At 70.7% G+C, this 16,983-nt stretch carries 12 protein-coding genes and 3 tRNA genes; 12 read left to right on the forward strand and 3 right to left on the reverse strand.

The window, feature by feature from the left end; translation table 11 throughout:
- The first annotated feature begins 75 nt into the window (after positions 1-75).
- From FHS42_RS06230 to FHS42_RS39025, 3 genes are all read left to right on the forward strand, one after another.
- Entirely contained in the window at positions 76-1,617 is a 1,542-nt protein-coding gene (locus FHS42_RS06230; RefSeq protein ID WP_184569518.1) for a S1C family serine protease, read from the forward strand.
- A 106-nt stretch (positions 1,618-1,723) separates the two neighbouring features.
- Positions 1,724-1,810, forward strand: a tRNA-Ser gene (locus FHS42_RS06235).
- Between the two features lie 132 nt (positions 1,811-1,942).
- The gene (locus tag FHS42_RS39025) at positions 1,943-2,335 is read left to right on the forward strand and encodes a hypothetical protein (RefSeq protein WP_376772530.1); all 393 of its coding nucleotides are present in this window, start codon (positions 1,943-1,945) and stop codon (positions 2,333-2,335) included.
- An 11-nt stretch (positions 2,336-2,346) separates the two neighbouring features.
- Here FHS42_RS39025 and FHS42_RS06245 read toward each other — a convergent pair whose 3' ends face one another.
- Positions 2,347-2,514, reverse strand: coding sequence for a hypothetical protein (locus tag FHS42_RS06245; protein ID WP_184569865.1), 168 nt, complete (start codon positions 2,512-2,514; stop codon positions 2,347-2,349).
- 475 nt (positions 2,515-2,989) lie between these two features.
- Here FHS42_RS06245 and FHS42_RS06250 point away from each other — a divergent pair, with 475 nt between their 5' ends.
- The 4 genes from FHS42_RS06250 (at position 2,990) to FHS42_RS06265 (ending at position 7,484) form a co-directional block, all read left to right on the forward strand.
- Complete coding sequence (locus FHS42_RS06250) at positions 2,990-3,307, forward strand: hypothetical protein (protein ID WP_184569520.1); 318 nt, start codon at positions 2,990-2,992, stop codon at positions 3,305-3,307.
- 685 nt (positions 3,308-3,992) lie between these two features.
- Positions 3,993-4,652: a DUF1906 domain-containing protein gene (locus FHS42_RS06255; RefSeq protein WP_312866742.1), complete on the forward strand. Its 660-nt coding sequence runs from the start codon at positions 3,993-3,995 to the stop codon at positions 4,650-4,652.
- 394 nt (positions 4,653-5,046) lie between these two features.
- Positions 5,047-5,586 carry a SigE family RNA polymerase sigma factor gene (locus tag FHS42_RS06260; RefSeq protein WP_184569524.1) on the forward strand — a complete coding sequence of 180 codons (540 nt, stop codon included), beginning with the start codon at positions 5,047-5,049 and terminating at the stop codon, positions 5,584-5,586.
- Between the two features lie 245 nt (positions 5,587-5,831).
- Positions 5,832-7,484, forward strand: coding sequence for a long-chain fatty acid--CoA ligase (locus tag FHS42_RS06265; protein ID WP_184569526.1), 1,653 nt, complete (start codon positions 5,832-5,834; stop codon positions 7,482-7,484).
- Between the two features lie 294 nt (positions 7,485-7,778).
- Here FHS42_RS06265 and FHS42_RS36625 read toward each other — a convergent pair whose 3' ends face one another.
- A complete protein-coding gene (locus FHS42_RS36625) occupies positions 7,779-13,586 on the reverse strand; it encodes a response regulator (RefSeq protein ID WP_312866743.1) in 5,808 nt (1,935 codons plus the stop codon).
- Positions 13,587-14,336: 750 nt separating this feature from the next.
- Positions 14,337-14,783: an SSI family serine proteinase inhibitor gene (locus FHS42_RS06280; RefSeq protein WP_184569528.1), complete on the reverse strand. Its 447-nt coding sequence runs from the start codon at positions 14,781-14,783 to the stop codon at positions 14,337-14,339.
- Positions 14,784-15,041: 258 nt separating this feature from the next.
- Here FHS42_RS06280 and FHS42_RS06285 point away from each other — a divergent pair.
- The 5 genes from FHS42_RS06285 to FHS42_RS06305 all read left to right on the forward strand — a co-directional run bounded on the left by FHS42_RS06285 (position 15,042) and on the right by FHS42_RS06305 (position 16,850).
- Positions 15,042-15,131, forward strand: a tRNA-Ser gene (locus FHS42_RS06285).
- A 289-nt stretch (positions 15,132-15,420) separates the two neighbouring features.
- A tRNA-Arg gene (locus FHS42_RS06290) sits at positions 15,421-15,493 on the forward strand.
- A 173-nt stretch (positions 15,494-15,666) separates the two neighbouring features.
- Entirely contained in the window at positions 15,667-15,966 is a 300-nt protein-coding gene (locus FHS42_RS06295; RefSeq protein ID WP_184569529.1) for a transposase, read from the forward strand.
- Entirely contained in the window at positions 15,963-16,199 is a 237-nt protein-coding gene (locus tag FHS42_RS06300) for a transposase (protein WP_184569531.1), read from the forward strand. The genes FHS42_RS06295 and FHS42_RS06300 overlap by 4 nt, the downstream gene beginning before the upstream one ends.
- Positions 16,200-16,205: 6 nt before the next feature.
- Positions 16,206-16,850, forward strand: a complete 645-nt coding sequence (locus tag FHS42_RS06305) for an IS3 family transposase (protein ID WP_184569533.1) — start codon at positions 16,206-16,208, stop codon at positions 16,848-16,850.
- Positions 16,851-16,983: the final 133 nt, after the last annotated feature.

The following is a 16,983-nucleotide window of genomic DNA, read 5'->3' on the forward strand; positions in this document are numbered from 1 at the left end:
AGGCTGTTGGCAGACCTTCGTACGCGATGGCCGTCCGCCACCTGACCAAAATGTCGTGCATCTGAGGAGTGAGCTGTGAGCACGGAACACGAAGGCGCTGCTGTTCCGCCCGAAACCGAGCCGCGCACGGCGCCTCCAGCGTCGAACACCGCGCCCGGTGCCGAGGCCCCCACCCCTGACTACGGACTCGCGCCTCCAAAGGAGGCCCCGGCGCCTGCCGCTCCGGTGGACGCGGTGCGTACGGCCCCGGCCGAGCCCGTATACGCCGCGGGAGCTCCCGCGGCCCCCGGACCAGCGGATGGCGGAGCAGCGGACGGCGGAGCCGGTGCGGGCGCCCCGGGGAGCGGCGGATGGTGGGCGGCCGGCGGCGGCCAACCGCACGGAGAGGGAGGCGGCCCGACCGGCGGTGGCAGTGCTTCTGGCGGCCCCGGCGGCCCCGGATCGCCGTGGGGCGTGGCCCCGCTGCCTGGTCCGCACCCGTCGCGGCGGAAGCGCGGTGGCATAGTGGCCGCCGTCCTGGCCGCGGTGCTCGTCGCGGGCGGCATCGGCGGCGGCATCGGTTTCTGGGCCGCCGACCGGGAAGACGATGGCGGCTCCACCACCGTCTCCGCCGTCACCGGCGACTCCAAGGCCAACAGCCGCGCCCCCGGTTCCGTTTCGGCCATCGCGGACAAGACGCTGCCGAGCGTGGTCACCATAGAGGCGCAGAGCACCAGCGGTGAGGGCGGCACCGGCACCGGCTTCGTCTACGACCAGCAGGGCCACATCCTCACCAACAACCACGTGGTGGCATCGGCCGCGGACAGCGGTGAACTGAGGGTCACGTTCTCCAACGGCAAGAAGTACCGGGCCGAGGTCGTCGGCCGAGCCGAGGGCTACGACATTGCCGTGCTCAAGCTGAAGGACGCGCCCGGCAAGCTGACCCCGCTGCCGCTCGCCGACTCGGAAAAGGTCGAGGTCGGTGACGCGACGGTGGCGATCGGCGCACCCTTCGGGCTGTCCGGCACCGTCACGACCGGCATCGTCAGCGCCAAGAAGCGCCCGGTCGCCTCCAGCGACGGTGGCGGAAGCTCGGCGTCGTACATGAGCGCGCTACAAACCGACGCATCCATCAACCCGGGCAACTCCGGCGGCCCGCTGCTCAACGACAGCGGCGCGGTGATCGGCGTCAACTCCGCGATCCAGCCCGCGAGCAGTGGCGGCGGCGGTGGCTTCGGTGGCCAGGGCCAGCAGTCGGGCAGCATCGGCCTCGGCTTCGCCATCCCGATCAACCAGGCCAAGCAGGTCGCCGAGCAACTGATGAAGACGGGGAAGCCGGTCTACCCGGTGATCGAAGCCACGGTGAACATGAAGGACACCGGCGCCGGTGCGACCATCTCCCGCAAGGGCGAGGGGAGCGCCGACCCGATCACCGAGGGCGGCCCGGCGGACAAGGCGGGACTGCGGCCCGGCGATGTGATCACCAAGCTGGACGACACGGTGGTGGACAGCGGCCCCACGCTGATCAGCGAGATCTGGACCCACCAACCGGGAGACAAGGTCACGATCACCTTCACCAGGGGCGGCAAGGAGTCAACGACCCAGGTCACCCTGGGCCAACGCGAGGGCGACAGCTAACACCCCACCCCACGCCCCGGCCCAGCCACGCCCTCGGGCCGGGGCGACGACCAAGGCTGAAGAGCCGCTAGGCTGTAGGCGCTCCGCAACAGGTAGGCGGGGCACGGGAGGCTTGCCCGAGCGGCCTAAGGGAACGGTCTTGAAAACCGTCGTGGCAGCGATGTCACCGAGGGTTCAAATCCCTCAGCCTCCGCAGCAGGTCAGCGTGTGTGCAGGTCAGATGGGGTGCCTCTCAGCGAGAGGGACCCCATCCTGCGTTGGGCGTGTTGTTGGATCGCATTGACTCGGCCCGCTCCGCGGGGCCAGCCCCATGGTGAAGACGTTCATGGACCAGACAAAGCTGCTGCGGACGATGGACCGGCAGATGAGTGCCGCGGGGTTGGCTGATCAGATGGCCGGACACCTGGCCGCGCTTGAGGACGCGCTGACGTTCATCGTTCTGCCCGATGCGCGGTGCCCGGTGCCCGACGCCCGATGCCCGATGCGCGGTGCCCGGTTGCTTTTGCTCTCACGTGAGTCGGTGAGGGCCATGCCTCAACATCGGAGGGTGGTCGTTGCGGCCGACCACCCCCCGCTTGCGCGGGAGCGGTCCGAGCAGGTGTTGTCCGCGGTGCCCTTGGGCGCCACGTGGGATCGATGCGGCGTTGTGCCGGGCACGGTCCACGCCCTTCCTCGGCACGGGTGTGCTGACAACTTGTCGCCGTATGCGGCCTGTTGAGGGATGAGTTGTCAGGTGAACGTCCGCTTGTGGTCGCCGGTTGGGCGGTACTTGCGGAGGCATGTCGTGCAGTACCAGAGCCATCGGTCTTCCGTGCCGGCCCTGGCCGTGCTCGTGTCCTTCCACAGGGGGCGGGTGCCGCAGCCGGGGCACTGCGGGGGTGTTCGCACTTCGCTCACGGGAGTCTCCTGGCGCGGTCCGGGTCGCCCATCGTGGTGGGCCGGCGGGGGCCCGGGGCGTGGACACACATTGCGGTACTCGTACGAGTGATGAGTGCGGGACCGTGTTCGGTGCCGGGGTGAGGTGCTGCGGAGTTGGACTCACGCGCAGCTCGTGAGCCCGGCGTGCGCCGGGGGCATGGCGCGTGGTCGAGGTGGCGGGCAGGAGCGCTTCGAGCCGTGGGGTGGTTGGGATGTACGAGGGTGGATGAGGGCAAACGGGCGGCCGGGCTCAGGGTTTGACGGGGCGACGGCAGACCAGTTGTGGTGGGTGGGTTTAGCGATAAATCCTCATGCTTGCGGGGGAATCGAGGGCTATTGCGTGGTGCGGTGCGGATGTGGTGGGCAACTCTGAAGTCGCGACGTCGATAAGTCGAGGTGGTGGGCCCGCCACCTTGAGTCTCGTCCAACCCCTGTAGTTCCTGGAGGAATTGACATGGCAAGCACCCGCACCGCACGCATCCTCGCCGCCGTCGCCGCGCTTCCGCTGGCCATCGTCTTCCTGGGTGGGGTGGCTCAGGCGGACAGCGTTCCCATCGCGGCCGGCCACTCACACGCCGAGTCGAACGAGCCTGCTCCGGCGCTGATCGGGAGCGGGGTGGGAGGTCTCAACCTCGGCAACCCGTCCACGAAGCAGCAAGTCACCACCGGGTCAGGGGCCACAAACAACACCAACGATGCGAGCATCGTCGGCTCGGGGCTTGCCCCGATCAGCCAGTACAACACCAATGTGAGCTTTGGCCCGCTGTGGTGATGTCATGAGGCTGAACTGAGGTGATCGGTCGTGCGGCGGTGCCCCCCCCGGGGCCCGCCGCGCGGCTGTTGCGCGCCCGTACCCGTCCCGTACTCGCGCGCTCGTCTCGCCGTAGGTCGTCGAGGCCGCTGGCGGAAGCTCCGGCGCACCCCAGGTGACGGGCTGGGCTTCCTCCATTCGGGCTGCTCCTGGGCGCAGACGGCTGAACAGTAGGCGTGTCTGCGGGCGGGGCGAGGGGACGGATGCCTTCACTCGTTTTATGCGACGAACGTATTGCACACGTGGGCACGGAGCGCGGCCGTGGCGTGCTCGGCGCAGTTGGCCGGTCGGGCCCCTCCGGCGACCTGCGTCTCGACAGCATCGACGCTTTGTTGGGCGCACGGTCGGGTTGCTGACGGCGCTCGCCTCGCTGTGTGGGGTGCTGGTGGCCGGTCCGATGTCCGTGGCGGAGGAGCGGGGCCACGGGCGCGCGGCGGGGGAAGCCCCGCCTCCCCCTGTCCCCGCCGAAGCAGCCCCGGCTGCCTCGGCCGCGCCCTCCGAACGGCGCCCGGCAGCGGAGCCGCACGCGAAACAGAACGCTGAGCCGCAAGCTGAGCCGGATACGGGGGCGGCGGGCGGGGCGGCCAAGCGACAGATCTTCCGGGGGTGGGCCTTCGATAGGTGCCAGGCGCCGCCCATCAGCACGATGCGCGCCTGGCGTGCCTCTCCCTACCGTGCGGTCGGCGTCTACTACGCGGGGCGCGGTCGGCACTGTAAGAAGCAGCAGCACCTCGACAAGGGCTGGCTGCGCGAGGCCAAGCAGCTGGGGTGGCGGGTCCTGCCGGTGTACGTGGGCTCGCAGTCGCCGTGTGTCATCGCGAAGTCCAAGCAGCCGTACAGGATCAAGGGCAGCGCCTGGGCGGCAGGGCGACAGGAGGCACGGGACGCGGTCCAGCGGGCGGGGGGCCTGGGCATGCTCAGGGGCAGTGCGCTCTACCTCGATATGGAGGCGTATCGCTTTCGGCACCACGGTTGCGCGCGGACCACGTTGGCCTTCGTACGCTCCTGGAGCCGCGAGGTGCGCCAACGCGGCTATGTGCCGGGCTTCTACAGCAGCGCCAACTCCGGCGTACGACACCTGGAGCAGTCCCGGAGGGCGGGGGAGCGGGATCTGCCGGAGGTGATGTGGTTCGCTCGCTGGCGCGTACGCCCCTCGTTGTACGGTGAGAAGTGGCTGGACCGGCGGGCGTGGCATCCGCATCGGCGCATCCACCAGTACGCGGGCGACGTCACCGAACAACACGGGGGCCGCAAGCTCACCATTGACCGCAACAAGATGGACGCCCCCGTCGCGATCATCCGCTGAGCCCTCGCGCCTGCCTCTGATGCTCGGCGGTTCTGGCCCCGGCCCAGGCCAGCGCAGGTCGCCGCCCCTGACACGGGGTGGCGGCCCGGGCGCGTAGGGCGGAATCGGCCCCAGTGCGTAGGCCCGTACCGGCCTTGGGACGCATGTCCGTGCCGACGTCGATCCGCCTGGAGTCCTACTCGAGGATGAGGGTGTTGGGGCGCCGGATGGTGCGCGAGCGCACGCCGGGGCGGATGGGAACCCGGAGAGCGCCCCGCAGAGAAACCCTGAAAGACCCTGAGAACTCTCCGCCCGAAGGAGGTGGTGCCAGCGTCACCCGTACGACCAGAGGCGGACCCCGTTTCGGCACCTGCGGCCGATCCGCGGGAGTGGCTGCGCTTCTAGCGTTGAAGCCATGACCACGCCTGTGTGCAACAGCGCATCCACTGCTGTCACTGTTGTGTTCCCGTCGTTCACGTCGTACGTACGGGCACGCGGCCCGGTGCTGCTGCGTACCGCTCGCTCGCTGACCGCGAACCCGAGCGATGCGGAAGACCTGCTCCAGACGGCGCTCACCAAGACATACCTGGCGTGGGAACGGATAGAGGATCACCGGGCGCTCGACGGCTACGTCCGCCGGGCCTTGGTGAACACCCGAACCTCGCAGTGGCGCAAGCGCAAGGTGGACGAGTTCAGCTGCGAGGACCTGCCCGAGCCCGACCCGGTCCCGGCGCCCGACCCGGCCGAGCAGCAGGTGCTGCGGGACGCGATGTGGCGCGCGATCGTGCGGCTTCCGGACCGGCAGCGGGCCATGGTCGTTCTGCGGTATTACGAGGACCTGAGCGAGGCGCAGACCGCCGAGGTGCTTGGCGTCTCGATAGGCACCGTGAAGAGCGCCGTCTCACGGGCCCTCGGCAAGCTCCGCGAGGACCCGGAGCTGAGCCAGGCCGCGTAGCCGCCACAGCGCGAAACGGCCTGGTTGGACGGCCGTGTGTAGCGGATCTCACGCCTGCCGACGCGCCACCGACTGGCCCTGCGCCCCCGCTGGGTCCCGTCGTCGTGTTTCGGTGGGCCGGTCTGGTCATGGCGCCCGAAAAGAGCACTGGTGTCTCCCAGCACTAGTGACATACCGGCCGGTCGGCTGCCATATTCAGCGCATCCCTTACTCGCGCGTAACCCACACCCTCCTGGGAGGACCCGGTGCTGAGCACGATGCAGGACGTACCGCTGACGGTGAGCCGCATCTTGCGGCATGGCTCCGTGGTGCATGGCGACTCGCACGTCATCACCTGGACCGGGGACGGTGCGCCCGAGCGGCGTTCGTATGCCGAGGTCGGGGAGCGGTCCGCGCAGCTCGCGCACGCGCTGCGCGATGAACTGGGGGTGCGCGGGGACCAGCGGATCGCCACCCTCATGTGGAACAACTCTGAACATCTTGAGGCATACCTCGCGATTCCGTCCATGGGTGCCGTTCTCCACACGCTCAATCTCCGCCTCCCCACCGACCAGCTCGCCTGGATCGTGAACCACGCGGCTGACCGCGTCATCCTGGTCAACGGTTCGCTGCTGCCGCTGCTCGCGCCGCTGCTTGCGCAGCTGCCCACGGTCGAGCATGTGGTGGTCGCCGGGCCCGGCGACCGGGCGGTGTTGGCGGATGTGCGACCGCGGGTGCATGAGTACGAGGAATTGCTGGCCGGGCGGGAGACCGCGTACGACTGGCCGGAGATCGATGAGCGCGATGCCGCTGTGCTCTGCTACACCTCCGGGACCACGGGCGAGCCCAAGGGCATCGCGTACAGCCATCGCTCCGTCTACCTGCATGCCATGCAGGTCAACAACGCCGAGTCGTTTGGTCTGACGGCGTCAGACATCACGTTGCCAGTGGTGCCCATGTTTCACGTAAATGCTTGGGGGTTGCCGCACGCCGCGTTCATGGCCGGTGCCTCGTTGCTGATGCCCGACCGATTTCTCCAGCCCGCGCCGATGGCCGAGATGATCGAGAGCGAGCGCCCGACGATCGCCGCCGCCGTCCCCACCATCTGGCAGGGACTGCTGGCCGAACTGGACGGCAGGCGACGAGACGTGTCGTCGCTGCGTAGCGTCATCATCGGCGGCGCCGCTTGTCCACCCGCCCTGATGAAGGCGTTCTGGGAGCGGCACGGGCTGCGCGTCATCCACGCCTGGGGCATGACCGAGACCTCGCCACTGGGTTGCATCGCCCACCCGCCGCACGGCCTCTCCGAGGAGGAGGCGTGGACCTACCGCGCGACCCAGGGGCGCTTCCCCGCGTCGGTGGAGGCCAGGCTCGCCGGTGTGGAGGGGGGATTCCAGCCGTGGGACGGGCAGTCCGCGGGCGAACTTGAGGTGCGCGGACCGTGGATCGCGGGGGCGTACTACGGGGGCGCGGCGAACGAACCTATGCGTCCCGAGGAGAAGTTCAGCCCGGACGGCTGGCTCCGCACCGGAGACATCGGCACGATCACGCCCGACGGTTACCTCATGCTCACCGACCGGGCCAAGGACGTCATCAAGTCGGGCGGCGAATGGATCTCTTCCGTGGATTTGGAGAACCATCTGATGGCGCATCCGGACGTCGCTGAGGCGGCGGTGGTGGCCGTACCGGACGAGAAATGGGGCGAGCGCCCCTTGGCGACGGTCGTCCTCAAGGAGGGCGCGAGCGCGGACTACGAGGAACTGAAGACCTTCCTCGCCGGTCGCATCGCGCGCTGGCAACTCCCCGAGCGGTGGGCGGTGCTGGCGGCGGTGCCGAAGACGAGCGTCGGCAAGTTCGACAAAAAGGTGATCCGCAAGCAGTACGCGGAGGGCGCGCTCGACGTCACGCGGCTCGGCTAGGGCTAGGCATTCGCTGCGCGCGCTGCACGGCGGGCAACTGCGGCGAGGTGCGGTGCCGGCTGTCCGGTCTTGTGGGCGATACGGGCCGGATGGGCGGGTGAGCGTGCGGTGTGCGGTGTGCGGTGTGCGGCGTACCGGGTGTGGCCGGGGCGCATGGGGCGCGCGGGCCGGCGCCCGCGGCCGGCGCGGGGGGTGGCGGCTCGTGCGGGCCCGAGCTGCCGCCCCTGTCGGGCCCGAGGCCGGCACCCCTGTCGGGCCCGAGGTCGGCACCCCCGTCGGGCCCGAGAGTGGGGGCTAGTTCGTACCGATCTTGGCCAAAAGGTCCACGATCCGTCCCTGGACCTCCGGGCTCGTCGAGCGCTCCGCCAGGAAGAGCACGGTTTCGCCCGAGCTGAGGCGGGAGAGTTGGCCCGGGTCGATGTCGGCGGAGGTGTAGACGACGAGCGGGGTGCGGTTGAGGAGGCCGTTGCCGCGTAGCCAGTCAACGATGCCGGCGCGGCGGCGGCGTACCTGCATGAGGTCCATGACCACCAGGTTGGGCCGCATCTGCGCCGCGAGATTGACCGCCGCAGCGTCCGTGTCCGCGCGAGCGACCTGCATTCCGCGCCGCTCCAACGACGCCGTCAGTGCGCCCGCGATCGGCTCGTGCTCCTCGATCAACAGCACCCGAGGCGGATGCTGCTCGCTGTCGCGTGGGGCCAACGCCTTGAGGAGTACGGCCGGGTCCGCGCCGTACGCCGCCTCCCGCGTGGCCTGCCCCAGGCCGGCCGTCACCAGCACCGGAACCTCGGCCGCCACCGCCGCCATACGCAGCGACTGGAGGGCCGTCCTGGTGATCGGGCCGGTCAGCGGGTCCACGAAAAGCGCCGCGGGGTACGCCGCGATCTGCGCGTCCACCTCCTCGCGGGAATGCACGATCACCGGGCGGTAGCCGCGGTCGCTCAACGCCTGCTGCGTGGACATGTCGGGAGCGGGCCAAACCAGCAGCCGGCGCGGGTTGTCCAAAGGCTCCGGCGGCAGTTCGTCGTCCATCGGTGGCCGGTGGTCATCGACGACCTCGACCGCTCCGTTGGGCCCGTCGAGCGGTTCGGGGCCCTCAGCCCCCTCGTCCGGGGCCCCTATGGCGAAGGCGCGACCCGCGCCGGAGGCTAGCCGCTGTTGCGGCGGCTGGCCGGGGTGCTGCGGCGGGGTCTGGGACATCTGTTGTGCACCTCGGTGCGGGCGGGGCGATTGGTGCGGTTGCTGCGCACCGGGCGGCGGGGCGGTTCCCGGCATGCCGGGGGCGTGGCCCGTGCCGTTCGCGTCACCGTCTCGTACCTGACCTGCGGCGTCAGACGCGTCGGAACCCGTCGCCTCCATCGGATAGCCCGCATCGGAACGGGCCGCCAACTTGCGGCGCCGACCCGAGCCCGCCACACCGCCGCCCGGCGGCTGGCCGGGGTAGCTCTGTTGGCCGGGTTGGCCGGGGTGGCCGGGTTGACGTGGCTGGTCCAGCTGGCCGGCGGAGGGGTGACCTGGCTGCGGGGGGCCCGACTGGTGCGCTGCCGGGTGGGTCGGGGGGCCGCCCTGGGCTGTGCCACCACCCTGTTCCGGGCCGCTGCTCTGCGCTGGGTGAGGCGGCTGTGACTGTTGGTGTTGCTGCGGATGGGCCTGATCGGGGGCGCCGTGACCGAAGGGAACACCCTGGCCGAGGGTGCGCACGCTGATCGCCCGTCCCTGAGTGTCCTGGCCGTTCCCGGTCTCGCCATGCCGCGTGTCGCCATGCCGCGCCTCGCGGCCCATCTCGCCATGGCCCAACTGGCCCTGGTCAGAGCCGCCTTGGTGGGGGCCGGTGGGCTGGGGCTCGCCGTGGTGCGGGCCAGCGCCGGGCAGTGCGGGCAGCCCGGCCCATGGCCCGGCCTGCCGATTGGCGTCGTTGCTGGTGTGGCCGGTGTTGCTGGCGTGGCCGGTGTCGGGGGCGTTGCCCGGTGCGCCTCCGGTCCCGTGGGCCGCGGCGCTCGGGTCGCCGAGCGTGCGGCGCCCTGCGGGCTGCTCGTTCGGTTGGCCGCCGTGCTGGCGTGTGTCGGGTGGGCCGGATTGGCCGGGCAGGCGCGCGTCGGTTCCGGGGCGCGGTTGCTCGTCGGCGAGCGGACGCAGCGCCCGTCGCTGTCCTTGCCCCTGCTGCCCCTGCTGCCCCTGTGGGCCGCCACTTTGCGCCATCGAGCCCTCGGCCGATGGCTCGGGCCACGGTGGTACGGCCTCGCCTCGCGGCCCCGGGACGCCGGTGCTCCACGGAGCGCTGCCTGAGTCAACACCGTGCGGGTTGAGGTCACCACTGGAGGCGACCCCGGGGACTCCGGAGCCACCCGGTGCTTCGGCCGGGCCGCGCCCGCCGGTCGCACCGGCGCCATGGGGAGCCTCTGGGGAGTCGGCTGCCGCGGCGCCTGTCCCGGTGCCGTACGCGGACTGGGCGGGCACCATCGCGATGGGCCCGAGGTCCTGCGGCATCGCGGGCGGATGTTGATCGGCCGCGGCAGGCGGCAGCGCGAACGGGGTACGCGCGGCCTCCACCTCGTACGGCGCCTGTTGACGCTGTTGCTGTTGCTGTTGCTGTTGCTGTTGCTGTTGGTGCTGGGGGGATTGCTGTTGCTGGGTGGGTACGGGGTGCTGCGGTACGGGAGTTGCCTGCTGGCCCGTTCCCTGCGGCTGCTGCCCCGGCGGGAGTTGACCCTGCGGCAGCGCACTCTGAGGAAGTTGGCTCTGTCCCTGCGGGAGTTGGTGCGGGATGGGGCGCTCGGGCGCCTCGGTGAGCACTCGCCGAGCTCGCCGCCGCCCTGTGCCCTGCGGCCCGTCGTCCTCCTGCATGCCCGTCGCCGGTCCCACGGGCCCGCCGCTGGGCGCGGCTGCCCAACCACCGGACCGCGGGTCCGCGCCGCCGCCGGCGGCAGCCGCGGGGTCAGCGGGCCCCACCGGGCCGCTGCGGCCTGCCGGGTTATCCGGACCGTGCGGCCCCATGGCGTCCTGACCGGCCACCCCAGGGCCTCCCGGGCGGGCCCCCGCGGGCACGCTCCCCAGCCCCGCGGCCGGTTCCAGACCGCTCGGACCATGGCCATGCCCGGCCCCTGGCCCGCCGGCTCCTGGCCCTCCGCTTACTGGGCCACCGCCGACCGGTCCGGCGCCCTGGCCCGGCTGCCTCGCCGGCTGGCCCGATACGTCGCTCGCGCCAGGGGGCAGCGCAAGTGCGCTTCTCGGCCCCGACTGTTCGCTGCGCCCGGCGTGCGCGCCCCCGCTCCGCCCGCCGGTGTCATCACCTAGCCCCTGTGCCTGACCCCGGACCTGGCCTTGCTGTGCTTGCTGCTGTGCCTGCTGTGCCTGTCGTTCGTGTTGGCCGTGTTGGCCCTGCTGGCCCTGCTGACCGTGCTGGCCCTGCGGCTGTCCCGGCGTACGTTCTTGCCCGCCGTGCCGCGGGTCGGCCGGGGGCTGGCCCACGCCCCGCTGAGCACCGTCGCCCGAGCCCGCCGTGCCGTCCGTACCGTCCGCGCCGTCGCCCGGTGTGCCGCGCCTGGCCCTGCGTCCGGTGGGGGCGGGGAAGCCGCCATCAGCCGGAAGCCCCTGTGCGGGGACCAACTGGGCACCGCCGGAGTGCGGCCCGGCGTCTGCGTGGCGAGCGGCGTGCTGGCCGCCCTCGGCGCCGGTCGGTGCATCGGCCGCGCCCGCGTGAGGGCCACCGGAAGCGCCCGGAACTGCGCCCCCGCCGCTCGTAGCGCCACCCGCGCCCGTACCCGCGCCGGCGCCCGTACTCGCAACTGTGCCCGCGCCGCCCGCCGTACCGTCCGGCGGCTGCCCCACAGCGCTGTCGCCGCTGTCGCCCCGCGCATGCCGGTGCGGCCTGGCCCTGCGTTGCTCGCCGCTCGCTTCGTCTCCCGTACCCACCACCCCGGCCGGCCCGGCGGCACCCGGCCCCAGCGGAATACCCGGTCCGACCGGGACGCCACCAAGACCACCGTAACCAGCGCGACCAACACCCTGAGCACCAGCACCAGCACCACCAGTACCAGCACCACTGGGCACGTTGATGCCCTCGCCAGCAGCAGCACCGTCGCTCGCACCCCCGCGCCCGCCACCCGTACTGCCCGAGCCACCTGTACCGCCCGAGCCACTCGCGCTGCCCGTATCGCCTACACCGCCCACGGCAGGACCGCTCTCACCGCCAGGGCCCGCGGACCGCTCCTCCGCTGGGTCGCGCCGCGCGCGCCGACGTCCCGTAGGCCGGTCCAACTGCCGCTGCCCAGCCGCAGCCCCAGCCCCGGATTCGGTCCCAGTTCCGGCCCCTGCACCCGCTTCGGCGCTGCCGCTACCGCTATCGACGCCGTTGCCGCTATCGACGCCGCTGCCGTGTACGGCGCCGCCGCCCGCACCGCTGTTGCCGTCGCCATCGCCGGCGCCGTCGCCCTGCCCCTTGCCGCTGCCCGCCGAGGTGGTGGGGGCCGCGCCCGGCGCGCCGTTCGTGCCACGCGCCCGCTCCTGGGGCACCGGCATCACCGTCGTGGCGTTGTCCTGGTCCATGCCGATCCGCACCGCGCCCGTGCTGTCGTCGGTGTCCGCCCGGCCGCTGGTCAGCGGCGTGCCATCGGCGGAGACCGGCACCTCAAGGACGTACGCGCTGCCGCCGCCCATGCCCGGCATCTCATGGGTCTGGAGTACGCCACCGTGCTTGCGTACGATCCCGCGCACGATCGGCTCGTGGACCGGGTTGCCGCCCGGGTACGGGCCGCGCACCTCGATCCGTACGACCTCACCGCGCTGCGCCGCCGCCACCACGATCGTCGAGTCGCCCGGCCCGGCGCCCGGCTGGCGCGCCCCCTCGGGCGCACCCGGTACCACCACCGCCGTATTGCCGGTGGAGTCCAAGCCCGCCACGTCCGCGATCAGATGGGCCAGTGCCTGGGCGAGTCGTGCGGGGTCCACCTCCGCCTCGATCGGCGGCGCGTGCACCGCAAACTGTGCGCGCCCGGGACCGATCAGGTCGATCGCTCCCTCGACGCCGGCCGCCACCACGGTCTCCAGCGAGACGCGCTCGCGCGCGAGCGGTTCCTTGCCCGCGGCGAGGCGCTGATAGCTGAGTACGTTGTCCACCAACACCGTCATCCGGGCGTATCCGGCGGCGAGGTAGTGCAGCACCTGGTTGGCCTCAGGCCACAACTGGCCGGCGGGGTCGGCGGCCAGCCCACCGAGTTCGCCGCGCAACTCGGCGAGCGGCCCGCGCAGCGAGGTGTCGAGCACGGCGAGGAGTTGGGCGTGGCGCGCGGCCAGCGCATCGTACGAGCGGCGGTCGGTGAACGTCATCACCGCGCCCACGAGCTGTTCCCCGTCCCGCACCGGCGCGGTGGTCAGATCAACCGGCACCGCGCGGCCGTCCTTGGCCCACAACACCTGCCCGCGCACCCGGTGCTTGCGGCCCGATCGCAGCGTGTCGGCGATCGGCGTCTCCTCGTACGGCAGTGGCGTGCCGTCCGCCCGCGTGTGATGCACCAGCGGATGCAACTCCTGCCCACCGAGGTCGCTGGCGCGGTAGCCGAGGATTTGCGCGGCGGAGGGATTGACGAGAACGACCTTGCCCTCGGTGTCCACGCCGACCACGCCTTCCGCTGCGGCGCGCAGGATCATCTCGGTCTGCCGCTGCTGCCGGGCAAGTTCGGCCTCGGTGTCGAGCGTGCCGGTCAGGTCGCGCACGACGAGCATCAGCAACTCGTCGCCGGTGTAGCTGTGGTTGTCCGCGTACGGGGTGCGGCCGTCCTCCAGGTTGGCGCTGGTCACCTCGACGGGGAACTGGGTGCCGTCGGTGCGCCGCGCGACCATCCGGGTTGGCTTGGTGCGACCGCCCTCGCCCTTGTCGTCTCTGGGGCGGCGCATCGAACCGGGAATGTGCCGGGAGTCGAAGGCGGGTAGCAGGTCGAGCAACCCGCGCCCGACCAGCGCGGTGCCGGGAGCCTCGAACGTCTCCAGGGCAATGTGGTTGGCGTTGACGACCGTGCCGTTGCAGTTGACGAGCAACAAGGCATCGGGCAGAGCGTCGAGTATCGCCGCGAGGCGAGCAGCGCCTCGGGATGGCCTGCTGCTCACGACGACGCTTCCTCCCAGATCTACGCTCCTTGCGGACACCCGGCGCCATCTTGCCGCCCACCCCGTGGGGTGTCACTAGAGGGGGAGTCTACGGGCAGGCACGGTCGGCGCGGTGGCGGATGAGTGTGAGCCGGGACGGGCGTGGCGCAGCCCGGACAAACCTCTCGCGGTACGACTCTCAGCCCCGAACCGGGACCAGCCAGACCCCTCCGACCTGACCATTCCGACCGTTTTGCCCCGGCCTGGCAGGCCTTTCCGCCTTAATCGGATAGAGCCTTTCGCCGTGGCAGGGCGGGTCTCTTCGCCTCTTATGTCTGTTGCGATGTCCCATGCACCCAACACGCCCAACTCACCCAACACGCCCGTTACGCCCGGTAGATCCGGCAGAGCTGACATGCCCGATATGCGTATCGAGCCACCTGACCGCAGCGCCGAGGGCCCGGGGTGGCCGGGGTATCCGGCGTACCCCGGGCGCGTCCCCCGTCCGAGACGGGCCCGGACGGGGAACTCCGCGATCCTCGGCGGACCTAGGCAGAGCGCTGGATGCGCAGGTGCCCAGGACAACCGGTGCTTGGCGGGAACCCGCAAGGGGTGAGGCGGGGTCGTGCCGGGGGCCGGTTGGGCCGGTTGGGCCGGTTGGGCCGGTTGGGCCGGTTGGGCCGGTTGGGCCGACTGGTCGGCCCGTGGGTGGGGGCGACCAGGGTTCAACGATGCGCCGGCGCATCGATGGGTGCTGTGACGGTCGGGGGATCAGTTGCGGGGGGTGCCCAGCAGCTTCGCGAACTTGTTCCAGCGGCCGATCTCGCAGCCGTCCGCTCGCGAGAAGTCGGCGTTGACCGGGCGACCCGACCAACGGCCCTCGACATGTCCCGTCGCGGGGCCGCCGTAGATCTTGGTGCAGGCGGCCCCCTTCGGTACGGGCGCGAACGGATCGGCACCCCACACCGTCTTCTTGGACACCTCGGCGCAGGCTGCCTCGGGGCTTGGGTGGCTGCCCCCGGTGGGGTGGCAGTAGAGGTCGTACGTTCGGCCGTCCGCCGCATTGCCTGTGTCCGAGATCGTGACGGTGAGGTGGTGCGCGGGCCCGGGGGACGGGACCGGCAACGGTTTGGCGGCGGCGCCCGGGGCTGCGCTCAGTAAGGCGGGCAGCACCACGGCAGCGGCGGCGGTGGCGATGGCGAGACGGTGCGGTGACATCCGAGACTCCAAGATCGTGCGGCAATGGGGGCGCGGCGCGCTCCCGCCCGACTAACGCGCCGTCGCGGCGTGCGTTGCGCAAGAAGTCCACTGAGTAGCTATGAATCGCCGAAAAGCACTACAAAAACCACCCGTACGTCGGCAGTACGGCTTTGCCGCCCAGGCCGGACGCCTAGTACCGTGGGCCGCGATTGGTGACAGCCCGCAAGGCTGTGTCATCATCTGCACACACGCCTCGCGTTCGCGAGATCTGTGTGTGGAGGCTTCGCCTAGTCTGGTCTATGGCGCCGCACTGCTAATGCGGTTTGGGGTAACCCCCCATCCCGGGTTCAAATCCCGGAGCCTCCGCTTTCTTCCTCAGCCCCGGCCCGTCTCGTACGGTCGGGGCTTTGGCGTACGGCCGCGCCTTTCACACGCACGCGCCCCAGTCACCCAGACCGCAAGCCGAACGCTTCTTTGTCATGACATGCATCCGCACCCGCACCCCCCACGAGCCCTGCCGATGCCGGCTCCACGGCGCAGCGAGCGACGTTTCCGCAGGTCAGCCAGGGTGAGGGAAACGGATTTCACCTCGCGGCGCGGGTCATGTAATGTTGTTCCCGCAACGCCGACCGGGTAAGAAAACACCGGGAAGTAAGCGCTCGTAGCTTAACGGATAGAGCACTTGACTACGGATCAAGAGGTTGCAGGTTCGAATCCTGCCGAGCGCGCAGCTCAGAGGCCCCCGAAAGGGGGCCTCTGGTGTTTTGCGTGACTAACTGCGTGACTAAGGCCCCGGGATCACTCTTCGAAGATGCGGTCCATCGCAACGGCACCTGAAGCTTCCCCTTGATCGTGGACACCTGGAGACTGGGACCTGAGGTTCCAGAGGAAGTAGCACCAGGTGGGAAGCAAGTACACGAAGCGGTACACCGAGGAGTTCAAGCGGGACGCCATCGCGCTCGTCGACTCCTCAGGCCAGACGGTCACCGCCATCGCCCGGGAGCTCGGCATCAGCTCCGAGTCCCTGCGCGGCTGGTACCGCCAGGCCAGGGCAGACCAGGGCGAGGGCCGCCCCGGTGAGCTCACCACGCAGGAGCGCGAGGAGCTCAGGCGGCTGCGCAGGCAGAACGCCGAGCAGGCACAGACGATCGAGGTCCTGCGAGAAGCCGCGGTCTTCCTCGCGAAAGAGAGCGATCGGTGAACGATAGTTACGCGTTCATCGAGGCGGAGAAGACCACCCACGGCGTCGCTTTCCTGTGCAGGCTGCTGAAGGTGGCCCGCTCCTCTTTCTACGCCTGGCTCGCCGCGCAGAAGACCCGCGCCGCCCGCCAGGCCGCCGACGCGGCTTTGACCCACGAGATCACCGTCATCCACCTCGCCTCCCGTGGAACCTACGGCGTCCCGCTCGTCCATGCCGAACTGCGGCGTCTTTGAAGGTCTGTGAACCACAAGCGCGTCGCCCGCCTGATGCGTGAGCACGGCATCCAGGGCGCCCACCGTCGTCGGCGCCGGTCGCTGACGCGGCCGGACAAGAAGGCCAGGCCGGCCCCCGACCTGATCGGCCGCGACTTCCACGCCGACATCCCCGGCACGAAGCTGGTCGGAGACATCACTTTCCTCCCGACGGCCGAGGGCTGGCTCTACCTCGCCTGCTGGCTGGACCTGGCCACCCGCGAGGTTGTCGGCTACGCCATGGCCGACCATCACCGGGCCGAACTCGTCGTGGATGCCCTCAACATGGCCCACGGCCGGGCCGGTTTGGAACCCGGCTGTGTCATACACAGTGATCGCGGAAGCGAGTACACCTCGGCCCAATTCCGCGACCGAATAAGTGAGTTGGGGCTGCGGCAGAGCTGCGGACGCACCGGATCATGCTTCGACAACGCCGCTGCGGAGAGTTTCTGGGCCCTGCTCAAAGAGGAAATCGGCACTCGAATCTGGCCCGACCGGGCCACCGCCCGCGCCGAGGTCTTCACCTTCATCGAGACCTTCTACAACCGCCGCCGCCTGCGCAAGCACAAGACCTTCGGCTATCTCACCCCAGCCGAGACCAGGCAACGGCATCAACACACCCTCGCGGCATAACCATCGAGTGTCCAAGATCACGGGCAAACTTCAAGGCACAGGTTCACCCAAGGGTTGGTGCAGATCTGTCGCTCGCCGTAGGTCTTCCACTGCATGGCCGCCGCCCCTTCTCGCATGTGGCCCAGCATCCCAG

It is taken from the genome of Streptomyces zagrosensis (assembly GCF_014203645.1).
GTDB lineage: Bacteria > Actinomycetota > Actinomycetes > Streptomycetales > Streptomycetaceae > Streptomyces > Streptomyces zagrosensis.

Bases quoted from the DNA above. Each gene is read 5' to 3' on its own strand.
- FHS42_RS39025 (WP_376772530.1), top strand. From the start codon at position 1,943: ATGGACCAGACAAAGCTGCTGCGGACGATGGACCGGCAGATGAGTGCC.
- FHS42_RS06250 (WP_184569520.1), top strand. From the start codon at position 2,990: ATGGCAAGCACCCGCACCGCACGCATCCTCGCCGCCGTCGCCGCGCTT.
- FHS42_RS06260 (WP_184569524.1), top strand. From the start codon at position 5,047: ATGACCACGCCTGTGTGCAACAGCGCATCCACTGCTGTCACTGTTGTG.
- FHS42_RS06255 (WP_312866742.1), top strand. From the start codon at position 3,993: ATGCGCGCCTGGCGTGCCTCTCCCTACCGTGCGGTCGGCGTCTACTAC.
- FHS42_RS06280 (WP_184569528.1), bottom strand. From the start codon at position 14,783: ATGTCACCGCACCGTCTCGCCATCGCCACCGCCGCCGCTGCCGTGGTG.